Annotated in this window: 20 protein-coding genes; 9 read left to right on the top strand and 11 right to left on the bottom strand. The window is 66.2% G+C overall.

Annotated elements, in window-relative coordinates; all coding sequences use genetic code 11:
• Positions 1-102 precede the first annotated feature (102 nt).
• The 5 genes from ACH2CY_RS08315 (at position 103) to ACH2CY_RS08335 (ending at position 6,082) form a co-directional block, all read left to right on the top strand.
• Positions 103-3,084, top strand: coding sequence for a chemotaxis protein CheW (locus ACH2CY_RS08315; protein ID WP_395018080.1), 2,982 nt, complete (start codon positions 103-105; stop codon positions 3,082-3,084).
• A gap of 80 nt (positions 3,085-3,164) precedes the next feature.
• Positions 3,165-3,584 carry a chemotaxis protein CheW gene (locus ACH2CY_RS08320; RefSeq protein WP_395018238.1) on the top strand — a complete coding sequence of 140 codons (420 nt, stop codon included), beginning with the start codon at positions 3,165-3,167 and terminating at the stop codon, positions 3,582-3,584.
• 95 nt (positions 3,585-3,679) lie between these two features.
• Positions 3,680-4,045 carry a response regulator gene (locus ACH2CY_RS08325; RefSeq protein ID WP_028100043.1) on the top strand — a complete coding sequence of 122 codons (366 nt, stop codon included), beginning with the start codon at positions 3,680-3,682 and terminating at the stop codon, positions 4,043-4,045.
• Between the two features lie 31 nt (positions 4,046-4,076).
• The gene (locus ACH2CY_RS08330; RefSeq protein ID WP_395018082.1) at positions 4,077-5,222 is read left to right on the top strand and encodes a chemotaxis response regulator protein-glutamate methylesterase; all 1,146 of its coding nucleotides are present in this window, start codon (positions 4,077-4,079) and stop codon (positions 5,220-5,222) included.
• Complete coding sequence (locus ACH2CY_RS08335) at positions 5,219-6,082, top strand: CheR family methyltransferase (RefSeq protein WP_395018084.1); 864 nt, start codon at positions 5,219-5,221, stop codon at positions 6,080-6,082. The genes ACH2CY_RS08330 and ACH2CY_RS08335 overlap by 4 nt, the downstream gene beginning before the upstream one ends.
• Positions 6,083-6,180: 98 nt before the next feature.
• On the opposite strand, the gene ctrA is transcribed toward ACH2CY_RS08335, so the two are convergent.
• Positions 6,181-6,891 (bottom strand): response regulator transcription factor CtrA, encoded by a 711-nt coding sequence (gene ctrA, locus ACH2CY_RS08340; RefSeq protein WP_395018087.1) that lies wholly within the window; start codon positions 6,889-6,891, stop codon positions 6,181-6,183.
• A 260-nt stretch (positions 6,892-7,151) separates the two neighbouring features.
• Here ctrA and fliI point away from each other — a divergent pair, with 260 nt between their 5' ends.
• From fliI to ACH2CY_RS08360, 4 genes are all read left to right on the top strand, one after another.
• Positions 7,152-8,543, top strand: a complete 1,392-nt coding sequence (gene fliI, locus ACH2CY_RS08345; RefSeq protein ID WP_395018090.1) for a flagellar protein export ATPase FliI — start codon at positions 7,152-7,154, stop codon at positions 8,541-8,543.
• Positions 8,540-8,965, top strand: coding sequence for a hypothetical protein (locus ACH2CY_RS08350; RefSeq protein ID WP_395018091.1), 426 nt, complete (start codon positions 8,540-8,542; stop codon positions 8,963-8,965). Before fliI ends, ACH2CY_RS08350 begins: the two co-directional genes overlap by 4 nt.
• Positions 8,966-9,071: 106 nt before the next feature.
• A complete protein-coding gene (locus ACH2CY_RS08355; RefSeq protein ID WP_395018092.1) occupies positions 9,072-9,467 on the top strand; it encodes a PRC-barrel domain-containing protein in 396 nt (131 codons plus the stop codon).
• 57 nt (positions 9,468-9,524) lie between these two features.
• Positions 9,525-10,325: a PRC-barrel domain-containing protein gene (locus ACH2CY_RS08360; RefSeq protein ID WP_395018094.1), complete on the top strand. Its 801-nt coding sequence runs from the start codon at positions 9,525-9,527 to the stop codon at positions 10,323-10,325.
• A 117-nt stretch (positions 10,326-10,442) separates the two neighbouring features.
• On the opposite strand, the gene ACH2CY_RS08365 is transcribed toward ACH2CY_RS08360, so the two are convergent.
• From ACH2CY_RS08365 to fliF, 10 genes are read right to left on the bottom strand one after another with little or no spacing between them, the layout of a single operon-like run.
• Positions 10,443-12,644 (bottom strand): hypothetical protein, encoded by a 2,202-nt coding sequence (locus ACH2CY_RS08365; RefSeq protein ID WP_395018095.1) that lies wholly within the window; start codon positions 12,642-12,644, stop codon positions 10,443-10,445.
• On the bottom strand, positions 12,641-13,477 hold the full coding sequence (locus ACH2CY_RS08370; RefSeq protein WP_395018096.1) for a MinD/ParA family protein: 837 nt from the start codon (positions 13,475-13,477) through the stop codon (positions 12,641-12,643). Before ACH2CY_RS08370 ends, ACH2CY_RS08365 begins: the two co-directional genes overlap by 4 nt.
• Positions 13,474-14,565: an AAA family ATPase gene (locus tag ACH2CY_RS08375; protein WP_395018097.1), complete on the bottom strand. Its 1,092-nt coding sequence runs from the start codon at positions 14,563-14,565 to the stop codon at positions 13,474-13,476. Before ACH2CY_RS08375 ends, ACH2CY_RS08370 begins: the two co-directional genes overlap by 4 nt.
• Before the next feature lie 35 nt (positions 14,566-14,600).
• Complete coding sequence (gene flhA / locus ACH2CY_RS08380) at positions 14,601-16,733, bottom strand: flagellar biosynthesis protein FlhA (RefSeq protein ID WP_395018099.1); 2,133 nt, start codon at positions 16,731-16,733, stop codon at positions 14,601-14,603.
• A gap of 40 nt (positions 16,734-16,773) precedes the next feature.
• Complete coding sequence (locus ACH2CY_RS08385; protein WP_395018101.1) at positions 16,774-18,162, bottom strand: sigma-54-dependent transcriptional regulator; 1,389 nt, start codon at positions 18,160-18,162, stop codon at positions 16,774-16,776.
• A gap of 11 nt (positions 18,163-18,173) precedes the next feature.
• Complete coding sequence (locus ACH2CY_RS08390) at positions 18,174-19,058, bottom strand: motility protein A (protein ID WP_395018103.1); 885 nt, start codon at positions 19,056-19,058, stop codon at positions 18,174-18,176.
• Positions 19,059-19,091: 33 nt separating this feature from the next.
• Complete coding sequence (gene fliN / locus ACH2CY_RS08395; protein ID WP_395018104.1) at positions 19,092-19,430, bottom strand: flagellar motor switch protein FliN; 339 nt, start codon at positions 19,428-19,430, stop codon at positions 19,092-19,094.
• Positions 19,431-19,442: 12 nt separating this feature from the next.
• Complete coding sequence (locus ACH2CY_RS08400; RefSeq protein WP_395018105.1) at positions 19,443-20,132, bottom strand: hypothetical protein; 690 nt, start codon at positions 20,130-20,132, stop codon at positions 19,443-19,445.
• A gap of 10 nt (positions 20,133-20,142) precedes the next feature.
• Positions 20,143-21,159 carry a flagellar motor switch protein FliG gene (gene fliG, locus ACH2CY_RS08405; RefSeq protein WP_395018107.1) on the bottom strand — a complete coding sequence of 339 codons (1,017 nt, stop codon included), beginning with the start codon at positions 21,157-21,159 and terminating at the stop codon, positions 20,143-20,145.
• Between the two features lie 21 nt (positions 21,160-21,180).
• Positions 21,181-22,878: a flagellar basal-body MS-ring/collar protein FliF gene (gene fliF, locus ACH2CY_RS08410; protein ID WP_395018108.1), complete on the bottom strand. Its 1,698-nt coding sequence runs from the start codon at positions 22,876-22,878 to the stop codon at positions 21,181-21,183.
• Positions 22,879-22,972: the final 94 nt, after the last annotated feature.

A 22,972-nucleotide genomic window follows, 5' to 3' on the forward strand; every position in this document is an offset into this window, starting at 1 on the left:
CACCGTTAATTAATGCTTTTCTGAAAATCTGAGCCTCAATCCGGCCCCGCAGAGAGGGTCGGTCCGGTATGTCCGCGCGTACCTCAAAACGGGGCCAAAGCTATGGATGATCTGCTCAAAGAATTTCTGACCGAGACCTCGGAAAACCTCGCCGTGCTCGACGTCGAGCTGGTGAAGCTCGAGCAAAACCCCAATGACATGGAGTTGCTCGGGAACATCTTCAGGCTCGTTCACACAGTGAAGGGTACCTGCGGCTTCCTCGGCCTCTCGCGACTGGAATCGGTCGCGCATGCCGGCGAGAACGTCCTCGGCAAGGTCCGGGACGGCGAGATCGAGGTCGGCGCCGAAGCCGTCTCGCTCATTCTCGAATGTCTCGACCGGATCCGCACCGTCATGACCGATCTCGAAGCCACCGGTTCGGAGCCGGCCGGCGACGACAGCGATCTCATCAAGCGCCTCAACGCCTTCGCCGAATCCGGCGGCGCCAGCTCGGCAGCCCCGGCGGCGGCACCAGCGGCGCCCGCCGCTGCCCCGGTCTCCGCGCTGGCGGCGGCGGAAAGCTCGGCCTCGATCTACGAGCAGATCGGCGGCATGGGCACGGTCGATGCGGTGGTCGAAGTCTTCTTCTCCCGCGTCACCGGCGATCTCCGCGTCAAGCAGGTCTTCGACGGCGCCAGCATCGACCATCTGCAGGGCCAGATGCGCGACTATCTCGCGAAGCTCTGCGGCGGCCCGGATTCCAGCGCCAAGTCGGTGCTGATCGAGCGCAACATGAACGACGCGCAGTTCGACGCGGCCTGCGGCCACATGCAGGCGGCGCTGAACCAGCTCGAAGTCTCCGCCGCGCTCTCGGCGCGGATCATGGGCATGATCTTCGCGACCCGCGACGAAGCGACCGGCGGCCAGACCGCGCCGGTCTCGGTCCCGGCCAGCGAGGAAGTCGTCGCCGAGCCGGTCGCCAAGCCCGCCAAGGCCGCCGCCAAGAAGGAAGGCGGCGCCGAGGGTGGTGCCGCCGCGGAATCGGTCGCCAACCAGACCATCCGCGTCAACGTCGAGCTGCTCGAGAACCTGATGACCATGGTCAGCGAGCTCGTGCTGACCCGCAACCAGGTCCTGCAGATCTTGCGCAAGCAGAAGGACAGCGAGTTCGCCGCCCCGCTGCAGCGTCTCAACCACGTCACTTCCGAGTTGCAGGAAGGCGTGATGAAGACCCGCATGCAGCCGATCGGCAATGCCTGGGCCAAGCTGCCGCGCCTGGTGCGCGACCTCAGCCACGAATTGAAGAAGAAGATCGACCTGGTGATGATCGGTCAGGAGACCGAGCTCGATCGCCAGGTGCTCGAGATGATCAAGGACCCGCTGACGCACATGGTGCGGAACTCGGGCGACCATGGTCTCGAGACCCCGGAAGAGCGGCGCCGCATCGGCAAGCCGGAAACCGGCAAGATCACGCTCAACGCCTATCATGAGGGCGGCCACATCGTCATCGAGATCTCCGATGACGGCAAGGGCCTGCCGATGGACAAGATCAAGGCGAAGATCATCAACAACAACCTTGCTTCCGAGAGCGATCTCGAGAGCATGAGCGATCAGCAGATCCAGCAGTACATCTTCAAGGCCGGCTTCTCGACCGCCGCCGCGGTCACCAGCGTCTCCGGGCGCGGCGTCGGCATGGACGTGGTCAAGACCAACATCGAGAAGATCGGCGGCACCGTCGAGCTGCGCTCGGTCGAGGGCAAGGGCACGACCTTCTCGATCAAGATCCCGCTCACCCTCGCCATCGTCTCGGCCCTGGTGGTCGAATGCGCCGGCGAGCGATTCGCGATCCCGCAGATCAGCGTGGTCGAGCTGGTGCGCGCCACCGCGAACGGCGAGCTCAAGGTGGAGAAGATCAAGGACACGCCGGTCCTGCGCCTCAGGAACAAGCTGCTGCCGCTGGTTTCTCTTCGCGAGAAGCTGGAGCTCGGCGAAGCCGAGAAGGCCAACGAGAGCGACACCTTCATCGTCGTGACCCAGGTCGGCACCTACAACTTCGGCATCATGGTCGACCGCGTGTTCGACACCGAGGAAATCGTGGTGAAGCCGGTGGCGCCGATCCTGCGCCACATCCCGATGTTCTCGGGCAACACCATCCTGGGCGACGGCAGCGTGATCATGATCCTGGATCCCAACGGGATCGCGGAAGCTTCCGGCCAGATGGGCATTTCCGACGGCGAGTCGGCCGAGGCCAAGAGCGCCAAGTCGCGTGCGCATGACGAGGAGCAGGTTCCGCTGCTGCTGTTCCGCACCGGTTCGGGCGTCCCGATGGCGGTTCCGCTGGCCCTGGTCGCGCGCCTCGAGGAGATCGAGCGCAAGACCATCGAGCGGTCGAACGACCGTTGGGTCGTGCAGTACCGCGGCCAGCTGATGCCGCTCATTCCGATGAGCCACGAGCACGAAATGGGTGGAGAGAAGGAAGGCCGCCAGCCGGTGCTGGTGTTCGCCGACCGCGACCACTCCATGGGCCTGATGGTGGACGAGATCGTCGATATCGTCGAAGCCAAGCTGAACGTCGATCTGGCCGCCGAGCAGGCCGGCCGCATCGGCTCGGCGATCATCGCCGGCCAGGCGACCGAGATCGTGGATGCCGGCTACTACCTGAGCCAGGCGTTCAAGGATTGGTTCGGCTCGCAGCAGCAGGATGCCGTCGAAACCGGCAAGCGCCGCCGCGTGCTGCTGGTCGACGACAGCGCCTTCTTCAGGAACCTGCTGGCGCCGCAGCTGACCGCCGCGGGCTTCCAGGTCATCGCCATGGACTCCGCCGACAAGGCGCTCAGCCTGAGCGAGGCGGGCGAGGAATTCGACCTCATCATCAGCGACATCGAGATGCCGGGGATGAACGGTTTCGAGTTCTGCGAATCGGTGAAGAAGAACGCACGCTGGCAGACGACGCCGATCATCGCCTTGTCGTCCCACGCCAGCCCGAAGGACATTGCGCGCGGCCGCCAGGTCGGCTTCGACGACTATGTCGCGAAGTACGACCGTGATGGCCTGGTTCACACCATGAACGAAGCGCTTGCCGAACTGATGAGAGGTGCCGCATGAGCCGCAACGAAGAAACCGCGACCGAAGCCGTCACGACCGGCGGCAAGGTCGGATCGGGCGAGAACCGCGACTACGTGACCATGTCGATCGGCGGCCAGCTGTTCGGCATCCCGGTCCTCAAGGTCCAGGACGTGCTGGGTTCGCAGACCATCACCCGGGTGCCGCTGGCGCCGGTCGAGGTGGCGGGTTCGCTGAACCTGCGCGGCCGGATCGTCACCGCGGTCGATGTGCGGCTGCGTCTGGGCCTGCCCAAGCGCGACAGCGAGAAGCAGGCCATGTCGGTGGTGGTCGAGCACGAAGGCGAGCTCTACAGCCTGCTGGTGGACAGCGTCGGCGAGGTCCTGAGCCTGGAAAGCCGCGATTACCAGCGGAATCCGCCCACGCTCAATCCGAGATTGCGCGAGTTCTCCGATGGGATATATCGTCTGAACGATTCCCTGCTCGTGGTGCTCAGCGTCTCGTCGCTTCTGAACTTCGGTAACCGGGCGGACGCCGCTTAACCTTTCAAGCCGTAACGTCTTTGAGGGGCCTGCCGCGGGCGAACGGGATGAGATGAGGACCCGGTTCGCCCGGTCGGCAGACGGAGACTGCGCTTATGAAGTCGTGCTTGATCGTCGATGACTCCAAGGTCGTTCGGATGGTGGCCCGCAAGATTATCGAGGGCCTCAATTTCGCGATCGAGGAAGCCGATAACGGCCAGACCGCCATGGACCAGTGCCTGAAGCGGATGCCCGACGCGATCCTGCTCGACTGGAACATGCCGGTGATGAGCGGCATCGACTTCCTGCGCAACCTGCGGCAGATGCCGGGCGGCCAGACCCCGGTGGTCGTGTTCTGCACCACCGAGAACGACATCCAGCACATCCAGGAGGCGATCAGCGCCGGCGCCAACGAATACATCATGAAGCCCTTCGACAGCGAGATCATCGAGTCGAAGTTCAGCCAGGTCGGACTTCTTTAACCTTAATAAGTAAAAGGCTCGGTACCAGGGAATGCGGCCTGAAACCAAACCAGCAGTCGCGGCGGGCGGCGGACCCTATCGGGTGATGGTCGTGGACGACTCCGCGGTCATTCGCGGCTTGTTGACCAAGGCGCTGGAGACCGACCCCGAGATCAAGGTGGTGTCTACCGTCGGCAACGGCCAGGCGGCGATCGACGCGGTGAAGCGCAACGACATCGACGTCATCGTGCTCGACATCGAGATGCCGGTGATGGACGGCCTGACCGCGCTGCCGAAGCTCTTGGAAGCCAAGCCCGGCGTCCAGGTCATCATGGCCTCGACGCTGACCTTGAAGGGCGCTTCGGTCAGCATGAAGGCGATGTCGCTCGGCGCGGCCGACTACCTGCCCAAGCCGACCACGACGACCGGAATCAGCACCGCCGACGATTTCAAGCGTGACCTGGTCGAGAAGGCGAAGAGCTGGGGCCTGGTGGCGCGCAAGAAGCGCGGCCTGCCGCCGGGCTCCGCCGCCGCCCCGGGCAGCAGCGCGCCGCCGCCGCCCAAGAAGCTCTATCCCGGCGCGGTCACCCTGCGGCCGGCGCCCATCGTCCAGGGCAAGGTGGACTGCCTGGCAATCGGCTCCTCGACCGGCGGCCCGCAGGCGCTGTTCAACGTGTTCCGCAGCTTGGGCCGGGTCGACCGGATGCCGGTCTTCGTCACCCAGCACATGCCGGCGACCTTCACCACCATCCTGGCCGAGCATCTGGCCCAGGCCTCCGGCATGCCGGCGGCCGAGGCCAAGGATGGCGAGGCTGCCCTCCCGGGGCGGATCTATGTGGCACCCGGCGACTTCCACATGACCGTGGAGAGCCAGGGCGGCAGCATGGTGGTCCGGCTGAACAAGAATCCGCCCGAGAATTTCTGCCGTCCCGCGGTCGATCCCATGCTGCGCTCGATCGCCAAGGCCTATGGGAACCGGACCCTGTTTGTCATGCTGACCGGAATGGGGCAGGATGGCTTGAAGGGGGCCAGGGAGCTCGTCAACGCAGGAAGCACGGTCATCGCCCAGGATGAAGCCAGCAGTGTCGTTTGGGGCATGCCGGGCGCCGTCGCCACGGCCGGACTCTGCACGGCGGTGCTGCCGCTCGGCGAGATCGGGGCCTACGTCAAGAAGGCCCTCATGAGGTCGGCGGCATGACGGTGACGGATTTCGATTTCATCTGTCAGATCCTGAAGCAGCGTTCCGGTTTAGTGCTCGGCAACGACAAGGCCTACCTGCTGGAGAGCCGCCTGCTGCCCGTGGCGCGCAAGTACAAGCTCGCCTCCTTCGAGGACCTGGTCCGCCTGATCCGCGTGAAGAGCGACGAGACGGTGATCAAGGACGTGGTCGAGGCGATGACCACCAACGAGTCCTTCTTCTTCCGCGACACCAAGCCGTTCGACCAGTTCAAGCAGATCTGCCTGCCGACCCTGATGGCGGCGCGACCCAACAAGACCATCCGGATCTGGAGCGCCGCGGCGTCCTCCGGCCAGGAATGCTACTCGCTGGCGATGATCCTCTCGGAGATGGCGGCGCAGCTCGCCGGCTGGAAGATCGAGATCCTCGGCACCGATCTCTCCACCGAGATCCTCGATCGCGCCAAGGAAGGCATCTACTCGCAGTTCGAGGCGCAGCGCGGCCTGCCGATCAATCTCCTGGTCAAGTATTTCACCCAGGTCGGCGACCGCTGGCAGATCACCCCGAAGATCCGCGGCATGGTGCAGTACAAGGAATTCAACCTGCTGAACGACCCGCGGCCGCTCGGCAAGTTCGACGTCGTGTTCTGCCGCAACGTGCTGATCTATTTCGACCAGCCGACCAAGTCCAAGATCCTGAACAACGTCGCCGGCCTGATGCCGAACGACGGCTATCTGTTCCTCGGCGGCGCCGAGACCGTGCTCGGCATCACCGACAAGTTCCAGCTCCTGGCCGGCCAGCGCGGCGTCTACGGCCTGACCGCCGGCCAGGCGCCCGCACCCGCCGCCAAGCCGGCCGCGCCGGGCGCACTCCGCGCCTAGCCACAAACGTCATGCCCGGGCGAAGACCCGGGCATCTGTCTCAGGGAAAAACAAGCGGTGAGAGATGCGCGGGTTAACCCCGCGCCTCACGTGTGTCTTTACGCGCTCTCGGCCTTCACCGGCTGGCCGGCGGCTTCGGGATCGCGCAGCACATAGCCGCGGCCCCAGACCGTCTCGATGTAGTTCTCGCCGCCGGTCGAGGTGGAGAGCTTCTTGCGGAGCTTGCAGACGAAGACATCGATGATCTTCAGCTCCGGCTCGTCCATGCCGCCGTAAAGATGGTTGAGGAACATCTCCTTGGTGAGCGTCGTGCCCTTGCGCAGGCTCAAGAGCTCCAGGATGCCGTATTCCTTGCCGGTCAGGTGCAACGGCTGGCCGCTCACCTCGACCGTGCGGGTGTCGAGATTGACCACCAGCTTGCCGGTCTTGATGACCGAATCCGAATGACCCTTGGAGCGGCGGACGATCGCCTGGATGCGGGCGATCAGCTCGCGGCGGTCGAACGGCTTGGTCAGGTAGTCGTCGGCGCCGAAGCCGAGACCCTTGATCTTGCTGTCCAGCTCGCTCAAACCCGAAAGGATCAGGATCGGAGTGTTAACGCGCGAGCTCCGGAGCCGGCGCAACACCTCGTATCCGTCGATGTCGGGGAGCATGAGGTCGAGCAGGATGATGTCATAATCGTAGAGCTTGCCGATCTCGAGACCGTCTTCGCCCAGATTGGTCGAATCCACGATGTAACCTTCCGCTTTCAGCATCAGCTCGATGCTCTTGGCGGTATTGGTATCGTCTTCGACTAACAGCACGCGCATGGCTGCACCCTTTCGTGCACTATTTTGCCACCGGTGTGACCCTGTGAATATTAACCATTTGGGCGACCAATTGTAAAGGATTGCGTGGCCCGCCCGGGTCCCACCAGACTTAGTTCCTAAGTGGCTGATTTGTCCGGAAAGTTAAGACATTCTCCCAAGTCAGCATTAACCGCAGGTTAACGCCGTTTGTTTATGGTTGGCCCCAACGGAAACCCCCTGGCGGGTGCTAACCAACCTTGATCAAGACACTTGAACCATTGATGCGGGAATTGGCCCGGGTGCCGGACGTGACCGTCTACGGCAAGGTCGCCGCGATCCTGGGCATGCTGGTCGAAATCGCCGGTCTGGAGGACTCGCTTTCGATCGGTTCGCGGGTCGATCTGGTCGACCGCGCCGGCAACCGGGTGCCGAGCGAAGTGGTCGGCTTCCGCGACGGCCGGGCGCTTGCCATGTCCTTCGGTTCGCTGGACGGCGTCGGGCTCGGCAGCAAGGCCGTGTTGGTCCATGACGAACCGGCGATCCGGCCGACCAATGCCTGGCTCGGCCGGGTGGTCAATGCGCTGGGCGAGCCGATCGACGGCAAGGGCCCGCTGCCGCTCGGTCACAAAGCTTGCCGGATCCGCGCCAATCCGCCGCCGGCGCATCTCCGCGCCCGGGTCGGCGGCAAGATCGATCTCGGCGTGCGCTCGATCAACACCTTCACCACGGTCTGCCAGGGCCAGCGCCTCGGCATCTTCGCCGCCTCCGGCATCGGCAAGTCGGTGACGATGTCGATGATGGCCAAATACACCAACCTCGACGTCAACGTGATCGGCCTCATCGGCGAGCGCGGCCGCGAGGTGCAGGAATTCCTCGAGGACGAGCTGGGGCCCGAAGGCCTGGCGCGCAGCGTGGTCGTGGTCGCGACCTCGGATGAATCGCCGCTGCTGCGCCGCCAGGCGGCGCAGATGACGCTGACCCTGGCCGAGTTCTTCCGCGACCAGGGCCGCCATGTCCTCTGCATGATGGATTCGGTCACCCGCTTCGCCATGGCGCTGCGCGAGATCGGCCTCTCCGCCGGCGAGCCGCCGGCCAGCAAGGGCTATACCCCCTCGGTCTTCGCCGGATTGCCGCGGCTGCTGGAGCGCGCCGGTCCGGGCCTGGTCGGCTCGGGCAGCATCACCGGCCTCTTCACCGTGCTGGTCGAGGGCGACGACCACGACGAGCCCATCGCCGATGCCTGCCGCGGCATCCTCGACGGCCATATCGTGCTCGAACGCGCAATCGCCGAGCGCGGGCGCTATCCCGCCATCAACGTCCTGCGCTCGCTCTCGCGCACCATGCCGAACTGCAACAACGAGCAGCAGAACGACATGATCCGCGTCGCACGACAGAACATGTCGGTCTATGACGACATGGCGGAGCTGATCCGCCTCGGCGCCTATCGCCGCGGCACCGACCCGACGGTCGATCGCGCGATCGAGCTCCGGCCGGCGCTGGAGAAGTTCCTCTCCCAGCGCAAGTCCGAGCGCTCCGACCTCGAGGCCGGCTACCAGGAGCTGGCCGCCATCGTCGCTATGCCCTATGACGGCGCGGACGGCGCCGCCCCGACTGAGACCCCCACTCCTGAGGCCCCCACTCCTGAGGCCCCCACTCCTGAGGCCAAGGCATGAGCGGCCTCGACCAGATGCTGCGGCTGCAGAAGTGGACGCTGGACGAGAAGCGGCGCCAGGCGACCGATCTCGAGGCGCTGATCGAGCGGCTGCGCGGCGACATCCGGCGCCTGGAGGAGGAGGTCGCCAACGAGGTCGAGGCGGCCCGCAACGACCTCGAATTGAGCCGCATGCTGCCCGACTACAAGCGGACCATGGCCGAGCGGCGCGAGCGGATTGAGAAATCGGTCGCCGACCTGAGCGCCGAGCTCGACAAGCTGCGCGACCAGATCATGGAATCCTTCGCCGAGCTGAAGAAGACCGAGCAGACCATCGCCAACCGCGCCCAGCGCCAGCGCGTCGCGCAGCGCCGTCGCGAGCAGAACCGCGCCGACGAAGTCGGCCTGCAGCTGCATCGCCGCAAGAAAGACACCACGCTCTAACGCCCGCCCGACAAGCCGATCGAAATTCGCTTGTCGCGGGGCGGAACTCGGCCCGCCTGCACCGATTACCCCGTTGTGAAACTGGAACAATCGTGAGGAGCAAGCGATGGCACAGGCCATTCCCCGCAGCCAACAGACCTTGAAGAAGGACGAGACGGTCAATCTGATCGCCGCCACCAAGGTCAACGGCACCAAACTCTTCAACCGCAAGGGCGAGCGCGCCGGCGAAGTCGAGGACATCATGCTAGACAAGGTCTCGGGCCATGTCGCCTATGCCGTGGCGGCCTTCGGCGGCTTCCTCGGCCTCGGCGAGACGCGGCGCGCGATCCCCTGGAGCGTGCTGCGTTACGACACCAGCCTCGACGGTTACGTCGCCGATGTCGATGACTCGGTGCTGAAAGACGCACCCAATGAGATCCCGTCGAACGATACCTATTACCGGGACCTCGACTGGAACTCGCGGGTCTACAGCCACTTCGGCGTCCCGCCCTACTGGATCTGATCCATCGCCGGTGCGTCGATGGGGCGCGCCGGCTTTTTCCAAGCAAGAGGAAGCATCATGAGCAAGTTCAAGACCGGCCTGCTGGCCGGCGGTTTCGTCGCGGCGATTGCCGCCACGCCGGCGCTCGCGCAGGATTCCACCACCGCCCCGGCCAAGCCGGCGGCGCCGGTCAGCACCGAGGCCTCCACCAATGTCGGCGTCGGCGCGGTCGATGCCGGCAAGCTGATCGGCGAGGATGTGGTCGACGCCAACGGCAAGACGGTCGGCGAGATCGAAAGCGTCATCGTCGACACCAAGGGCAAGGTGACCTCGGTGGTCCTGGATGTCAGCGGCTGGCTGGAATCCGAGAAGCGGATCTCCGTGCCCTGGACCGATCTGAAGGCGGATGCCGACGGCAATATCCACAGCAGCATCACCAAGGAATCGGCGCAGGCCGCGGCCGGCTACAAATACCGCGCCGAGACCAATCGCGGCAAAGTGCTGAACGATTCCGGTCAGGTCTACGCCGCCGACGGCACCCAGGAGCCGACGACCGCGCAAACCACCGCGGCCGACGCCAATCGTCCGGCGGCGCTGAACGCCGACGGCTCGATCAACGCCAGCAAGGTCGTGGGCGTCAACGTGATCAACAATGCCAACGACACTGTCGGCGAGATCAGCGAAGTGCTGCTGGATGATTCCGGCAAGGTCTCCGGCGTGGTCGTCGATGTCGGCGGTTTTCTCGGCATCGGCACCCATCCGGTGAAGCTGGCCTGGAACCAGGTGAAGATGGTGAACCAGGACGGCAAGCTCCAAGCCGTGGTCAACATGGACAAGAATGCGCTGAAGCAGATGCCGGAGTACAAGACGAACGGCTGAGGCTGCGCAGCTTCTTGAGAACGAAAGCGGCCGGTGGAAGAAATTCCGCCGGCCGCTTGTTTTCGAAGCCTATCCCAAGCCTTGGGATGACGACCGAGTTTGAGGAGGCAGCGGAGACTAAGCCGTGAGACCGTCGTGCGATTGCCGGAGCTCGTCGAGCGGCGAGACCGGGAAGACCTCGACGGTGCGGAACTCGAGCGCGCCGGTCGCGCCGCCGACCTCCAGCGCATTCTCGAATATGTTGATGATGTCCTGGCGCTGGTTGCGCGACAGCCGGCTGCGGCTGCGGATCATCAGGTCGAAGCGCCGGCCGCGGATCAGGCCGTCGAGCTGGAAGGCGCCCAGCGCCGCGAAGTTGACATCGACCAGGAAGCGGGTGCCCTGGTCCTTCTTGTCCTTCTCGCTGCCCTCGCCGCCGGAATTGTGCCGGTAATAGAGGTTGATCTGGGTGAGGCCGACCCGCGGGTCATAGACCGGCAGAAACAGCGCGCGCCAATCGACCGCCGGGCGATCCTTGGCGAGATCGGCGAGCTGGGTGAACTCCTCCCTGAGGCGTTTCACCAGCTCCTCTTTCTCGATCGGGATCTTGCGCCCGGCGAGCATCGGCTGGAGCAGCCGCTCGACCTCGCCGCTGCGGTAGGCGCTGATCGCGGCGGCGAGTCCGGCCGCCAGCCGCGGCCCGGTCTGCGGGATGCCCGGTGGCGGGGGATTGTCGGGATCGCTCGGCGCCCCGACCGGCACCCCGCGCAGCACCGCGATCAGGTCGTCGAGCGCCGGCCAGCGGTTCGAGAGATAAAGCAAGGCCTGCTGCGGGCTGGTGATCGGCGGCAAGGGTGCTGCGGCCGGCGGCGCGACCGGCTCCAGGACCAGTGCCACCTGCGCGCCGACCGGCAGGCGCGTGCGCTCCTGCATCATCAGGGCGCCCGCAGGCGTGTCGATCACGGCATGGCCGGCGCGGGTATAGCCCAAAACCTTGCCGATCAGCGGCGCAGCACTTCCGGTGAGCCGCGCCGCCTCGGGCGCGATCTCGATCTCGCCGCCCTTGGTCGGCAGCACCGCGACGACGTGCAGCGTGAGCTCGCTTCCCGCCGTCAGCAGGGTCGGCATCGCCGGGAGCGTCGGCGCGGACTGCTGCGTGCCGGCGAGGAATTGCGCGAGCAACGGACCCGCGGCCGAGGTCAGCGCCACCGGCATCGCACCCGGCGGCGTATTGGCCGCCGTAATGCTGCCGGGCGGCAGGCTGGGGGCGGAAACACCGCCCGCCGGCACAGTTGCGACCGGCGGGCTACCGGGCGGAACAGGGGCGGCCGGGATCGGCGTGCCCGCCGGCAGCGGTGCCGCGCTCTTCGGAAGCAGGGTCTCGGCCGTATCCGCCGCCGCGAACAAGGCGGCGATCCGCGTCGCGACATCGGGCTGCAGGATCGTGGCGCCGCCGTTCGGCTGCGCGACCGGCGCCGGCAATGGCGAGGTGCCGGGACCACCGGTGACTTGCGGCTTCGCCCCGGTCGGCAGAGTTGAAGGCGCCGGCGTGGCGGAAGGCAAACTGCCCGAGGGCAGGGTCGTTGTTGGCATCGTGGCGGACGGCAGCGTTGTCGTCGTCTTCGTCGCCGATCCCTGCGGCAGCGGGTTGGGCCCGTCGGGATCGGCCGGCGCGACAATGGGACCGCTCGGCAGCGGTTGCGGTGGATGCGGCTCGATCAATGCCCGGGCCTGGGCGAGGATTTGCGCCTTCTGCGCGGCGTCGGGCGGTGCCGAGATCGGCGGGCTCGGCGCGGTGAAGGGCTCGATCTCCACATCCGGCGTCGGCAGCAGCGAGGCGACCGGCGGCGCCTGCACGACCACCGCCTTGACGCTGCTGCCCGCGATCTGGATCGATGGCGGCGCGGCCGGGCGCGCCGCCGGCTCGGTCTTGGCCTTATGCGCGGCCGCACCGGCAGCGCCGCTCGAAGCGGTTGCGGCGGAGCTCGCGCTACCGGCGCCGCTGCTGCTGGTCTGGTTGGCCTTCTCGGCGTTCCGGTTGCCGGCTTCGACCGCGAGGATCAGCACCTGCAAGCGATCGCCGCCGGCATTGCGGACTTCGAGCGTCACCTGGCTGCCGGCGGGAATCGCCGCATTGGTGGCGACGCTGACCGTGCCCTTGTCGGTGGCGATGGTGGTCAAGCCGTCGCTGCCCTTGCCGAGCACCGTGCCTTTGAGGATGGTGCCCGTCACCAGGCTGAGCAGGCTGCGCGGCGGATCCGGCACGACGCCGGACATTACGTTGGGCCCGGTCGAGGTGCCGGGGAGGTGGCGGGTGATCGGGTTGAAGAGGTCGCTCACGCGCCGCGCCTGGCGGAGGTCTGCTCGCCGCCGCTGACCTCGAACACCTTGCGGGCCAGCGCCTCGATGTCGGTCGCGGCCGGGCTGCTCGGATGCCGCACCAGCAGCGGCGTCTGGGTCGAGATTGCGTCGCGCACCTTGGGGTCGCGGCGGATCACGCCCAGCAGCGGGACGCGGCGTTTGAGGAATCGCTCGCAGGCCTTGGAGAGAGTCTCATAGGTGCGCTGGCCGATCTCGCGGCTGGACGCCATGTTGACCACGACGCCCATCGGCGTCTCCTTGTGCTGCTCCTGGGCGTCGAGCGTCACCATCTTGATCAACGCATAGGCATCGGTCAGCGCGGTCGGCTCGTCGGTGGTGACCACCAGGCAGAAGCCGGCGCGGCTGGCGAGATAGCGCACCGGGCGCTCGATGCCGGCGCCGAGATCGACCACCACACGGCCATAGGAATCGCCGACCGTGCGCAGGCCCTGCGCCAGCGCCTGCAGCCGGTTGATCGGCATGCTGGCAAGGCTGCCGGAGCCGGAGCGCCCGGCGATCAGGTCGAAGCCGCCGCTCGGATAGTTGATGACGGCGCGGCTCAAGGGCAGGTGGCGCTCGAGCGCGGTGCCGAGGTCCATGCCGGGCTGGATGCCGAGCTGCACGTCGATATTCGCCAGGCCGAGATCGCCGTCGAACAGCAGCACGCGCTGGCCGAGCTTGGACAGCGCCTGGGCAAGGCTGATGCTGAGCCAAGTCTTGCCGACGCCGCCTTTGCCGGAGGCGACGGCGATGACATTGGCGATCGGTTCATCCGACGGCGGTGTCGCCGTGCGGACGGGTGACTCACTCATGTTTTTGATCCCACTGGTCGCTTCCGGCTTCCGCTTGCCCCCTCGGAACCCGGCTTCTTACGCGCCACCTCGCCCTGGCGGCCAAAATTTGGCCGTTCCCCATCTGCTTCATGGGCGACTCGCGCGGTGGTAGCGCTATTTTGCGCGCGTTTCGGCGCTTCCGCCATCTCTTGCGGCATCAGCAGCCGGGCCAGCGCATCGGCCCCGAAGAACATCAGGCCATTGGCGATTTCCGGGGAAACCCCGAATTCCGCATAGCCCAGCTGTCCGCCTTCTGCACAAGCAAGCAGCGCGCCATACCGACGGGCGGCGTCGATCCGGGTCGCGATCAGCCGCTGGCAGCCGATCTCCGAGAACAGCTGCCCCAATTCGGCGGATTCCGAGACGTCGCCGCCGGCGGCCAGGGTCAGGACCGGCTCGGCCTTCACCGACGCGGCCAGGTCGGCCAGCGCCGCCATGTCGTCGGGTTTCAGCGGGTTGATCCCGGCGGTGTCGATCAGCACCAGGGCGCCCTCGGGTGCTGCGCCGACCGCACGCTTGAGCGCCCCGGCGTTCTTGGCTTGGTAGGCGGTGATCCCCATGGCCTTCGCATAGGTCGCGAGCTGGTCGATTCCGCCCGCCTTGGCGAGGTCGCACGTGATGGCGACGACCGGCCATTTCTGCGCCCGGGCGCCGGCGGCGAGCTTGGCGAGCGTGGCGGTCTTGCCGGCCCCGGGCAGGCCGACCAGCATGATCGGGCGCTCCGGCCGGTTCTGCAGGATCGGGCTGTAGGTGAAGCGGGAGCGGAGCGCGGCGCCCAAAGCCTGGCGCGGATTCTCCAACAGGAAATTCTCGGCCAGGGTCAGCAGCCGTTCGGTCAGCAATTCCGGCACGCGGTGGAAGTCGAGCGCGCCGGCGATCGCGTCCATCGGCTCGACGGCGAGCAGGGGTGCCGGCTCCAGGATCGCGGCGCGATCCAGCGCGGCCGTGATCTTGACCTGCTTGCCCGCGGTCTCGGTGCTCAGGATCACGGCATCGGGACCGAGCTCATCGCGCACCAGGCGGATGGCTTCACTCATATTCGCGGCGCTGAAGGTTCGAAGTCGCATGGGGCTATCTTAGTACCAGGTCGCCCGCCGCGCGATCAGATCTGCCCAAGGGTACGGATCTTCGCCTTCGCGTGGATCTCGTTCTGCGACATCACCATGGTGGTCGCCCGGAAACGCTCGATGATCTGCCGGACGAAGGGGCGGATCCCGGGGCTGGTCAGTAGGACCGGAGACTCACCCATGATGGCGAAACGCTCGAAGGTCTGGCGCACCGACTGGATGAACTGCTGCAGCTGGGTCGGCGGCATGACCAGGTGGCGCTCCTCGCCGTCGCCGGCGATCGAATCCGCGAAGGCCTGCTCCCATTCCGGCGACAGGGTGACCAGCGGGATGATGCCGCCGGCATCGGTGGCGGAATCCGAGATCTGGCGGGCGAGGCGCGCGCGCACATGCTCGACGATCGAGGTGATGTTGCGGGAATAGCCGCAAGCCTCGGAGATGCCTTCGAGCACGTTCGGCAGGTCGCGGATCGAGACCCGCTCGCCGAGCAGGGTCTGCAGCACGCGCTGCACCCCGCCGACCGAAATCTGGCTCGGTACCAGGTCGGCGACCAGCTTCTGCTGTTCCTTCGGCAACTCGTCCAACAGCTTCTGCGTCTCGGCGTGAGACAACAGCTCGGACATGTTGTCCTTCACGATCTCGGTCAAGTGGGTGGTGATCACGGTTGCGGGATCGACCACGGTATAGCCGCGGAACAGCGCTTCCTCGCGCGCTGAAGGATCGACCCACATCGCCGGCAATCCGAAGGCTGGCTCGGTGGTCTCTTCACCGGCCATGCCGATCTTGTCGCCGCGCGGGTCCATGACCATGATCATGTTGGGGCGCAGGTCGCCGCGGCCGGCCTCGATCTCCTTCACCCGCACGATGTAGGAGTTGGCGTTGATCTGCAGGTTGTCCTGGATGCGCACCGCCGGCAGGATGAAGCCCATCTCGGTCGCGAGCTGGCGCCGCAGCGCCTTGATCTGGTCGGTCAGGCGATGGCCGCGCTCGGTGTTGATGAGGCCGAGCAGGCCGTAACCCAGCTCGAGCCGGATCGCGTCGATGGTGAGCGCGGTCGAGATCGGCTCTTCCAGAACCGGTGCCGCGGCCTCCTTCTTCTTCTGCTCCTGAACCTGGGTGACGGCCGCGCGCTTCTCCTTGCGGGTCAGCAGGAAAGCCGCGCCGCCGGCCAGCAGCGCCAGCACCAGGAAGGGCAGGGCCGGAATGCCCGGCAGCAGGCCCAGCAACGCCATCAGGAAGGCGGCGAGGCCGAGCGCCAGCGGGTGGCCGGAGAGCTGCTTGAACAGCGCCTTGTCGGTCGAGCCGACCATGCCGGCCTTGGTGACCAGCATGCCGGCGCCGGTCGAGACGATCAGCGCCGGGATCTGGCTGACCAGGCCGTCGCCGACGGTGAGCAGCGTGTAGGACGTCGCGGCGTCGTTGAGGGTCAGGCCCTGCTGCACCACGCCGATGATGATGCCGCCGACGATGTTGATGAGGACGATGACCAGGCCGGCGATCGCGTCGCCGCGCACGAACTTGGCGGCGCCGTCCATGGCGCCGAAGAAGTTGCTCTCGTCCTCGAGCTGCTTGCGGCGGGCCTTGGCTTCGGTCTCGTCGATCAGGCCGGCGGAGAGATCGGCATCGACCGCCATCTGCTTGCCGGGCATCGCGTCCAAGCTGAAGCGTGCCGAGACTTCGGCGATACGGCCGGAACCCTTGGTGATGACGACGAAGTTCACCAACACCAGGATCGCGAACACGATGATGCCGATGACGTAGTTGCCGCCCATGATGAAGCCGCCGAAGGCCTCGATGACATGGCCGGCGGCGGCGGTCCCCTCGTGGCCGTGCGACAGGATCAGGCGGGTCGAGGCCAGGTTCAGGGAGAGGCGCAGCATGGTGACGACCAGCAGCACCGTCGGAAAGGTCGAGAAATCGAGCGGCTTTTCGATCAGCAGCACGACCATCAGCACCAGGACCGAGATCGTGATCGACAGAGCCAGCGAGATGTCGAGCAGCCAGGCCGGCATCGGGAAGATGAGGACGGTGAGGACCGCCATCATGCCCAAGGCGAACAGGATCTCGCCGCGCCGCAGGGTCGAGATCACCCGGTTCATGTTGAAGCCGCCACGCGCCGCGGCGGCATGCGGAGCGGCGTTGGATGCGGCGTTGCTGGCGTCGGACATTCTTTACTCGTTCCGGCTCAGGTAAGCGTTACGCTGGTCTTCAGGCGGAAGCCTGGTCGGGCTCGCCATGCGAGGGCGGGACCATGACGCCTTCCTCGCTGTACTGCTTCAGCTTGTTCCTGAGTGTGCGGATCGAGATGCCGAGGATGTTGGCGGCATGGGTCCGGTTGCCGAGGCAATGCGACAGCGTGTCGATGATGAGGTCGCGCTCGACCGCGGCTACGGTCTTGCCGACCAGCACCGCGGTGCCAGCGGCATCGACCGCCTTGGCCGCGGCGGCGTCGGCCGCGCTGGGCGCCGCTTCCGCCGCACGGGTCACCGGCAGGCCGCGGCCGCCGGTCAGCATGATGGCTTCCGGACCGATGATCGGGCCCTGGGCCAGGAGGACCGCGCGGTGCATGGTGTTCTCGAGCTCGCGCACGTTGCCGCGCCACTCATGCTCGCCGAGGATCTTCAGGACTTCCGGCGCGATGCCGTCGATCTTGATGCCGTTGGCTTCGCCGTATTTCTTGGCGAAATGCTCGGCCAGCACCGGGATGTCGCCAGGACGTTCACGAAGGGGCGGCAGCTCCAGCGACATCACGTTCAGGCGGAAGAACAGGTCCTCGCGGAACGTGCCCTTCTTCACCTCTTCCTGCATGTCGCGGTTGGAGGTGGCAACCAGGCGGAAATCGACCTTCACCGGGGACGAGCCGCCGACCCGGTCGATCTCGCGCTCCTGGATGGCGCGCAGCAGCTTGGCCTGCAGGCGGGGGTGCATTTCGCTGATTTCGTCGAGCAGCAGCGTGCCGCCGCTGGCTTCCTCGAACTTGCCGATGCGGCGCGCCACTGCGCCGGTGAAGGCGCCCTTCTCATGGCCGAACAGCTCGGATTCCAGCAGGTTCTCGGGGATCGCGGCGCAATTGACGGAGATGAACGGCTTCGACGCGCGCTTCGAATGGGCGTGGATGTAGCGCGCCATCACTTCCTTGCCGGTGCCGCTCTCGCCGGTGATCAGGATGCTGGCATCGCTCGGCGCCACCTGGTCGGCGAGCTTCAGCACGGCCTTCAGGTTCGGGTCGTTGAAGATGAAGGCGGAGCTCTCTTCGGCCACGGCGGCGAGGACAGCGGCGATCAGCTCGGCATCGGGCGGCAGCGGGATATACTCTTTCGCGCCGGCGCGGATCGCGCGGACCGCGATCTCGGACGAGGAGCCGATGCCGCAGGCGACCACCGGCAGGTTGATGCGCTCGCGCTTCAGGCTCTCGATCATGCGCTGGATGTCGAGGTTGACGTCGAACATGACGAGGTCGGCGCCCTGGCCGTTCCTGAGCGCGTGCATCGCCTGATCGACGTCGTTCACATGGGCGACCTTGGCGCCACGCGATAGGGCGATCTTGCCCGCCGCGCTGATATGGCCGTCCAGGGAACCGACAATAAGCAACCGCATCTTCCGTCTCCTTAGTCGAAATACTTCACCCGCTGGGTCGCGGGCAGAATGGTGTTGAGGACCAGCTCCAGCCGGCGGGGATTCTCCTGCCGTCCGATCGAGAGCGAGCCCAGGATGTAGATCTGGTTGATCAAGAGCTCGGTCGCCGAGTTGCGCTCGAGCTTGGAGGCGAGCGGCAGGAACACGACGTTGGCGAGCAGGGCGCCGTAAAGGGTGGTCAGCAGCGCCACCGCCATGGCCGGCCCGATCGATTCCGGGTTGTTGAGGTTGCCGAGCATCTGCACCAGGCCGACCAGGGTCCCGATCAGGCCCATGGCGGGCGCCACTTCCGCCGCGCGGCGCAGGATGCCGGCCGAGCGGACATGGCGCTGCATCATGGCATGGGTCTCGAAGGTGAGATTCCGCTCGATCTCCTCGACCGCGATGCCGTCCACCAGCATGGTCATCGAGCGGTGCAGGAATGGCTCGGGGCGCAGGCCATAGAGCTCGGCCTGCAGCTGCAGGATGCCGCGGCGGCGGGCGCGCTCGGCCAGCTGCAGCATGCGCATTGCGGCGTCGTTCGGGGTCTGGCCGGAGCGGATCAGCGTGCGCAGCATGATCGGCTGCGCCTGCCAGACTTCCTGGAGCGAGTAGCTCACCATGGTGACGGCGAAGGTGCCGGCGACCACCAGCAGGACCGCGGGAATGTTGACGAAGGGAATGTTGATGAGGCTGATCGCGGTGCCTTCCATCAGGATGGCGACGACGATCAGGCCGATCGCGCCGAACAGCCCGAAGAAGGTCGCGAAGTCGACTCCGCCCTGGCGTGGCGCGATGCGCACCGGTGCGTCGCCGCGCCGGGTGAAGGAATCGGCGTCGAACCGGTTTTCGCCGCGATCGCCTGCTGCTTCAGCCATGGTTTGGTTCCCGCTTCAAGGGTCGCGCCGCGCTCAAGCGCGATCGGTCTTGATGATTTCGGTCATGGTCACGCCGAGGCGGTCTTCCACGACCACGACCTCGCCGCGGGCGACCAGGCGGTTGTTGACATAGATGTCCACCGCCTCGCCGACCTTGCGGTCGAGTTCCACGACCGCGCCGCGGCCGAGCTTCAGCAACTGGCTGACCTGCATCTGGGCCCGGCCCAGCACCGCGGAGACCTGGACCGGCACGTCGTAGACGGCGTCCAGCTCCTTGGAGGAACCGCGGCTGCCTTCGCCGCTGCTCTCCTGGGCCTCGCCGCCGCCGGCATTCTCGAACTCGGTCAATTGCAGATTTTCTTCGTCGCCCATTTGAAACTCCTATCAATCCGCCACAGCGGAAATGTCGTCGTCTTTCGAAATCAACGCCTGTTCCATCGCCGCTTCGATCGCCTTCCAGATATCGTCGGCACTCCTGATCATGCCGCCCTGGCTCCACTCGATCTTGCAGTCGCCGGGCTTCAAGCCTTCTTCACCGGCCACCACGATGCGGCCTTCGAAGCCGCGCGACTGCGCCAGCGCTTCCACTTCGGTCTTCAGCGTCTCGGCCAGGCCGCTCGCGACCTTGACCGTGAAACGCGGCTCGGTCCTGAGCTGATCGAGGCAGCGCCCGAGCAATTCCTTCACCTCTTCCAGCCCGTGCTGGCGCGCGAACTCCGGAAACAGCCGCCGCACCATCGCCAGGCTGAGCTCCAGCGTGGTCTCGCGCAGCTGACCGGCGGCCGCCTGGACCTCGCCGTCCACCTTGGCGAAGTGCTGGGCGATCGCACCCAGCGCCGTCGCGGTCTGGCGCTCGGTCTGCGCCGTCGCCTCGGCCTTGCCCTTGGCCAGGCCCTCGGCCATGGCGGCCTTGCGGGCCTCGGCCACCGCGGCCGCCAGCTCCTCCTCCGAGAAGGTCGGCGGGGGCGGCGGCGGCGGCAGGTCTTCCACCACGATCTCCGGCTCGGGCTTCGGCGCCACCACGCGCGGCGCGTCGAAGTCGTTGTCGAAGGTGAATTTGCGGACCACGGCCACTGTTTCAGCCCTAGTAGATCAACTCGTCTTCGCCCTTCTTGTCGGAAAGGACGATTTCGCCCTTCGCGGCAAGCTCCTTGGCCATGTTGACCATGGCCATCTGCGCCTCTTCGACGTCGCGCAGGCGGACCGGGCCCATTGCCGCCATGTCCTCGCGCAGCATCTTCGACGCGCGCTCCGACATGTTGTTGAGGAACAGCGCCTGCAGCTCCGGCGAGGCGCCCTTGAGGGCCATCGGCAGCTTCGCCTTGTCGACGTTGCGGAGCAGGGTCTGGGCGCCGCCCGGATCCAGCTTGCCGAGGTCGTCGAAGGTGAACATCAGCGACTTGACCTTCTCGGCGGAGTCGCGGTTGCGCTCCTCGAGGGCGGTCATGAAGCGCTGCTCGGTGCCGCGGTCGAGGTTGTTGAAGATCTCGGCGATCATCTCGTGGGCGTCGCGGCGGCTGGAGCGCGCCAGGTTCGACAGGAACTCGTTGCGCAAGGTCCGCTCGACGTCTTCCAGCACGTCCTTCTGGATCGCCTCCATGCGCAGCATGCGCATGACCACTTCCATCGCGAAGGCTTCCGGCAAGGTCGCCAGTACGCGCGAGGCGTGGTCGGAGCGCACCTTGGAGAGCACGACGGCGACGGTCTGCGGATATTCGTTCTTGAGATAATTCGCCAGCACGCTTTCGTTCACGTTCGAAAGCTTGTCCCACATGGTGCGGCCGGCCGGACCACGGATCTCCTCCATGATCGCATCGACCTTGGTCTTGTCGAGCACCTTGGCGAGCAGGCGTTCGGTGGTCTCGAAGGTGCCGGTCATGCCGCCGGTCGAGGAGATCTGGTCGGCGAACTCGACGAACAGCCGCTCGATCACCGTCGAGGAGACGGTGCCGAGGTTGGCCATGGTCTGCGAGATCTCCTTGATCTCGTCGTCGTGCATCAGCGCGAAGATCTTCGCGGCGCTCTCCTCGCCCACCGACATCAGCAGCAGGGCGGACTTCTGGGCCCCGGTCAGCGCACGATAATCGTCTTTGGCACGCATTCTCTTGTCCTCTTCCCCGGCCTACTGGTCCGCGTTCATCCAGCCGCGCATGATGTTCATGGCTTGCTCCGGATGCTCGTTCACGAGGTCGCTGATCCGCTTCAGCGAGGAGGCGCGGACCCGGCCTTCCACCTGGTTGATGTCGATCATCTGGTCGATCTCCTCGGCCATGTTGTCGGCCTCGAGCATGCCGTCGGCGGCGCTCATGCCGGGCAGGGCGGCGACACCGCCCGGACCGGGGATCGCCAGCGCCGCGGCGGCGCCCGGCGGCAGCGCGGCTCCGGCCGGACCGGCCAGGGCCAGGCCCGGCTGCGCCACGCCCGGCAGGGCGAGCAGGCGGTTGAGGAGCGGGCGGACCACCAGCAGCAGCACCAGCACCGCGATCACCGAGAGCACCAGCAGCTCGGCGATCCGCATCAGGTCCTGCTTCTCGAAGCCCATGATCTCGAAGGGCAGCGCCGCGGTCGCGTCCGGCGCGGTGAACTGCATGTTGACGACCTCGACCACGTCGCCGCGCTTCTGGTCGAAGCCGATCGAGGACTTCACCAAGGTCGCGATCTGGTCGAGCTCGGCCTGCGGGCGCGGCGCGTAGACCTGGTTGCCGTTCGCGTCCGTCGTATAAGTGCCGTCCACCAGCACCGCGGCGGAGATCCGCTTCACGTTGCCGGACTGCTTGACCTCGACCTGCGTGGTCTTGGAGATCTCGTAGTTGACGGTCTCCTCGTTGCGCTGGTTCTGCGACTGGCTGTTGGAGCCGGCGCCGCCCTGCTGGGCCGGCGGGTTCGGGATGTTGTTGGCGACCGAGACGTTGTTTTCCTGCTGGCGCTCGTTGCTGCTGTCGTTCTCCTCCACGGTCTGGGTGGAGCGGACGACCTGGCCGTCGGGATTGAAGTTCTCGGTGTTGGTGGTGACCTGGTTGAAGTCGAGGTCGGCATTGACCTCGGCGCGGATCTTGTCCGGGCCGAGGGTCTGGGCCAGCAGGTCCTCGATCGAGCGGGTGAGGCGGGTCTCGTAGGAGCGCCGCATGTCCTCCATGCTGGCGCTGTCCTGGCCGTCGCCGCCGTCGGCGCCGCGCGCCAGCAGGTTGCCCTTGTTGTCGATGACCGAGACGTTGTTGGCCTTCATCCCCGGAATGGACGAGGAGACCAGGTGCTGGATCGCGCTCACCTGCTCCTTGTCGAGGGTCGAGCCCTGCAGGATCAGCACCACCGAGGCGGTGGGCTCGGCCTGGTCGCGGGAGAACAGCTCGCGCTTCGGCATGACGAGATGGACGCGTGCCGACTTCACCTGCTTCAGCGAGCGGATGGTGCGCGAAAGCTCGCCTTCGAGCGCGCGGATCTGGTTGATCTGCTGCACGAAGTTGGTGGTGCCGAGCGCGTCCGCGCGGTCGAAGATCTCGTAGCCGATCGAGCCGCCGCTGGGGATGCCTTCGCCGGCGAGGCTGAGGCGGAGTTTGGTCACCTGGTCCTGCGGCACCAGGATCTCGGCGCCGTCGGCCTTCAGCTGATAGGGAATGTTCTGGGTGTCGAGGCGCTGCACGATCGCCGAGGAATCGCTGGGATCGAGGCCGCTGTAGAGCAGGCCATAGCCGGGCGAGGTCATCCGCGCCACGACGAAGACGAAGAACGCAATCAGCGCAAAGCCGATGGCGCCCAGGCTGGCCAGCCGGAGCGGTCCGAGGTTGCGCAGGGTCTGCAGCAGCGAGTTCACGTCGTTCACCTTCTTTGCCGCGCCACGATCGTCACCGAAGCGAGCCGTTCAAATCCGTCGCAAATGCTCCGAAAACACCGATAAAATTTTAGGCGAATCTCGG

The organism is Dongia sp. (assembly GCF_041905885.1).
Lineage (GTDB): Bacteria > Pseudomonadota > Alphaproteobacteria > Dongiales > Dongiaceae > Dongia.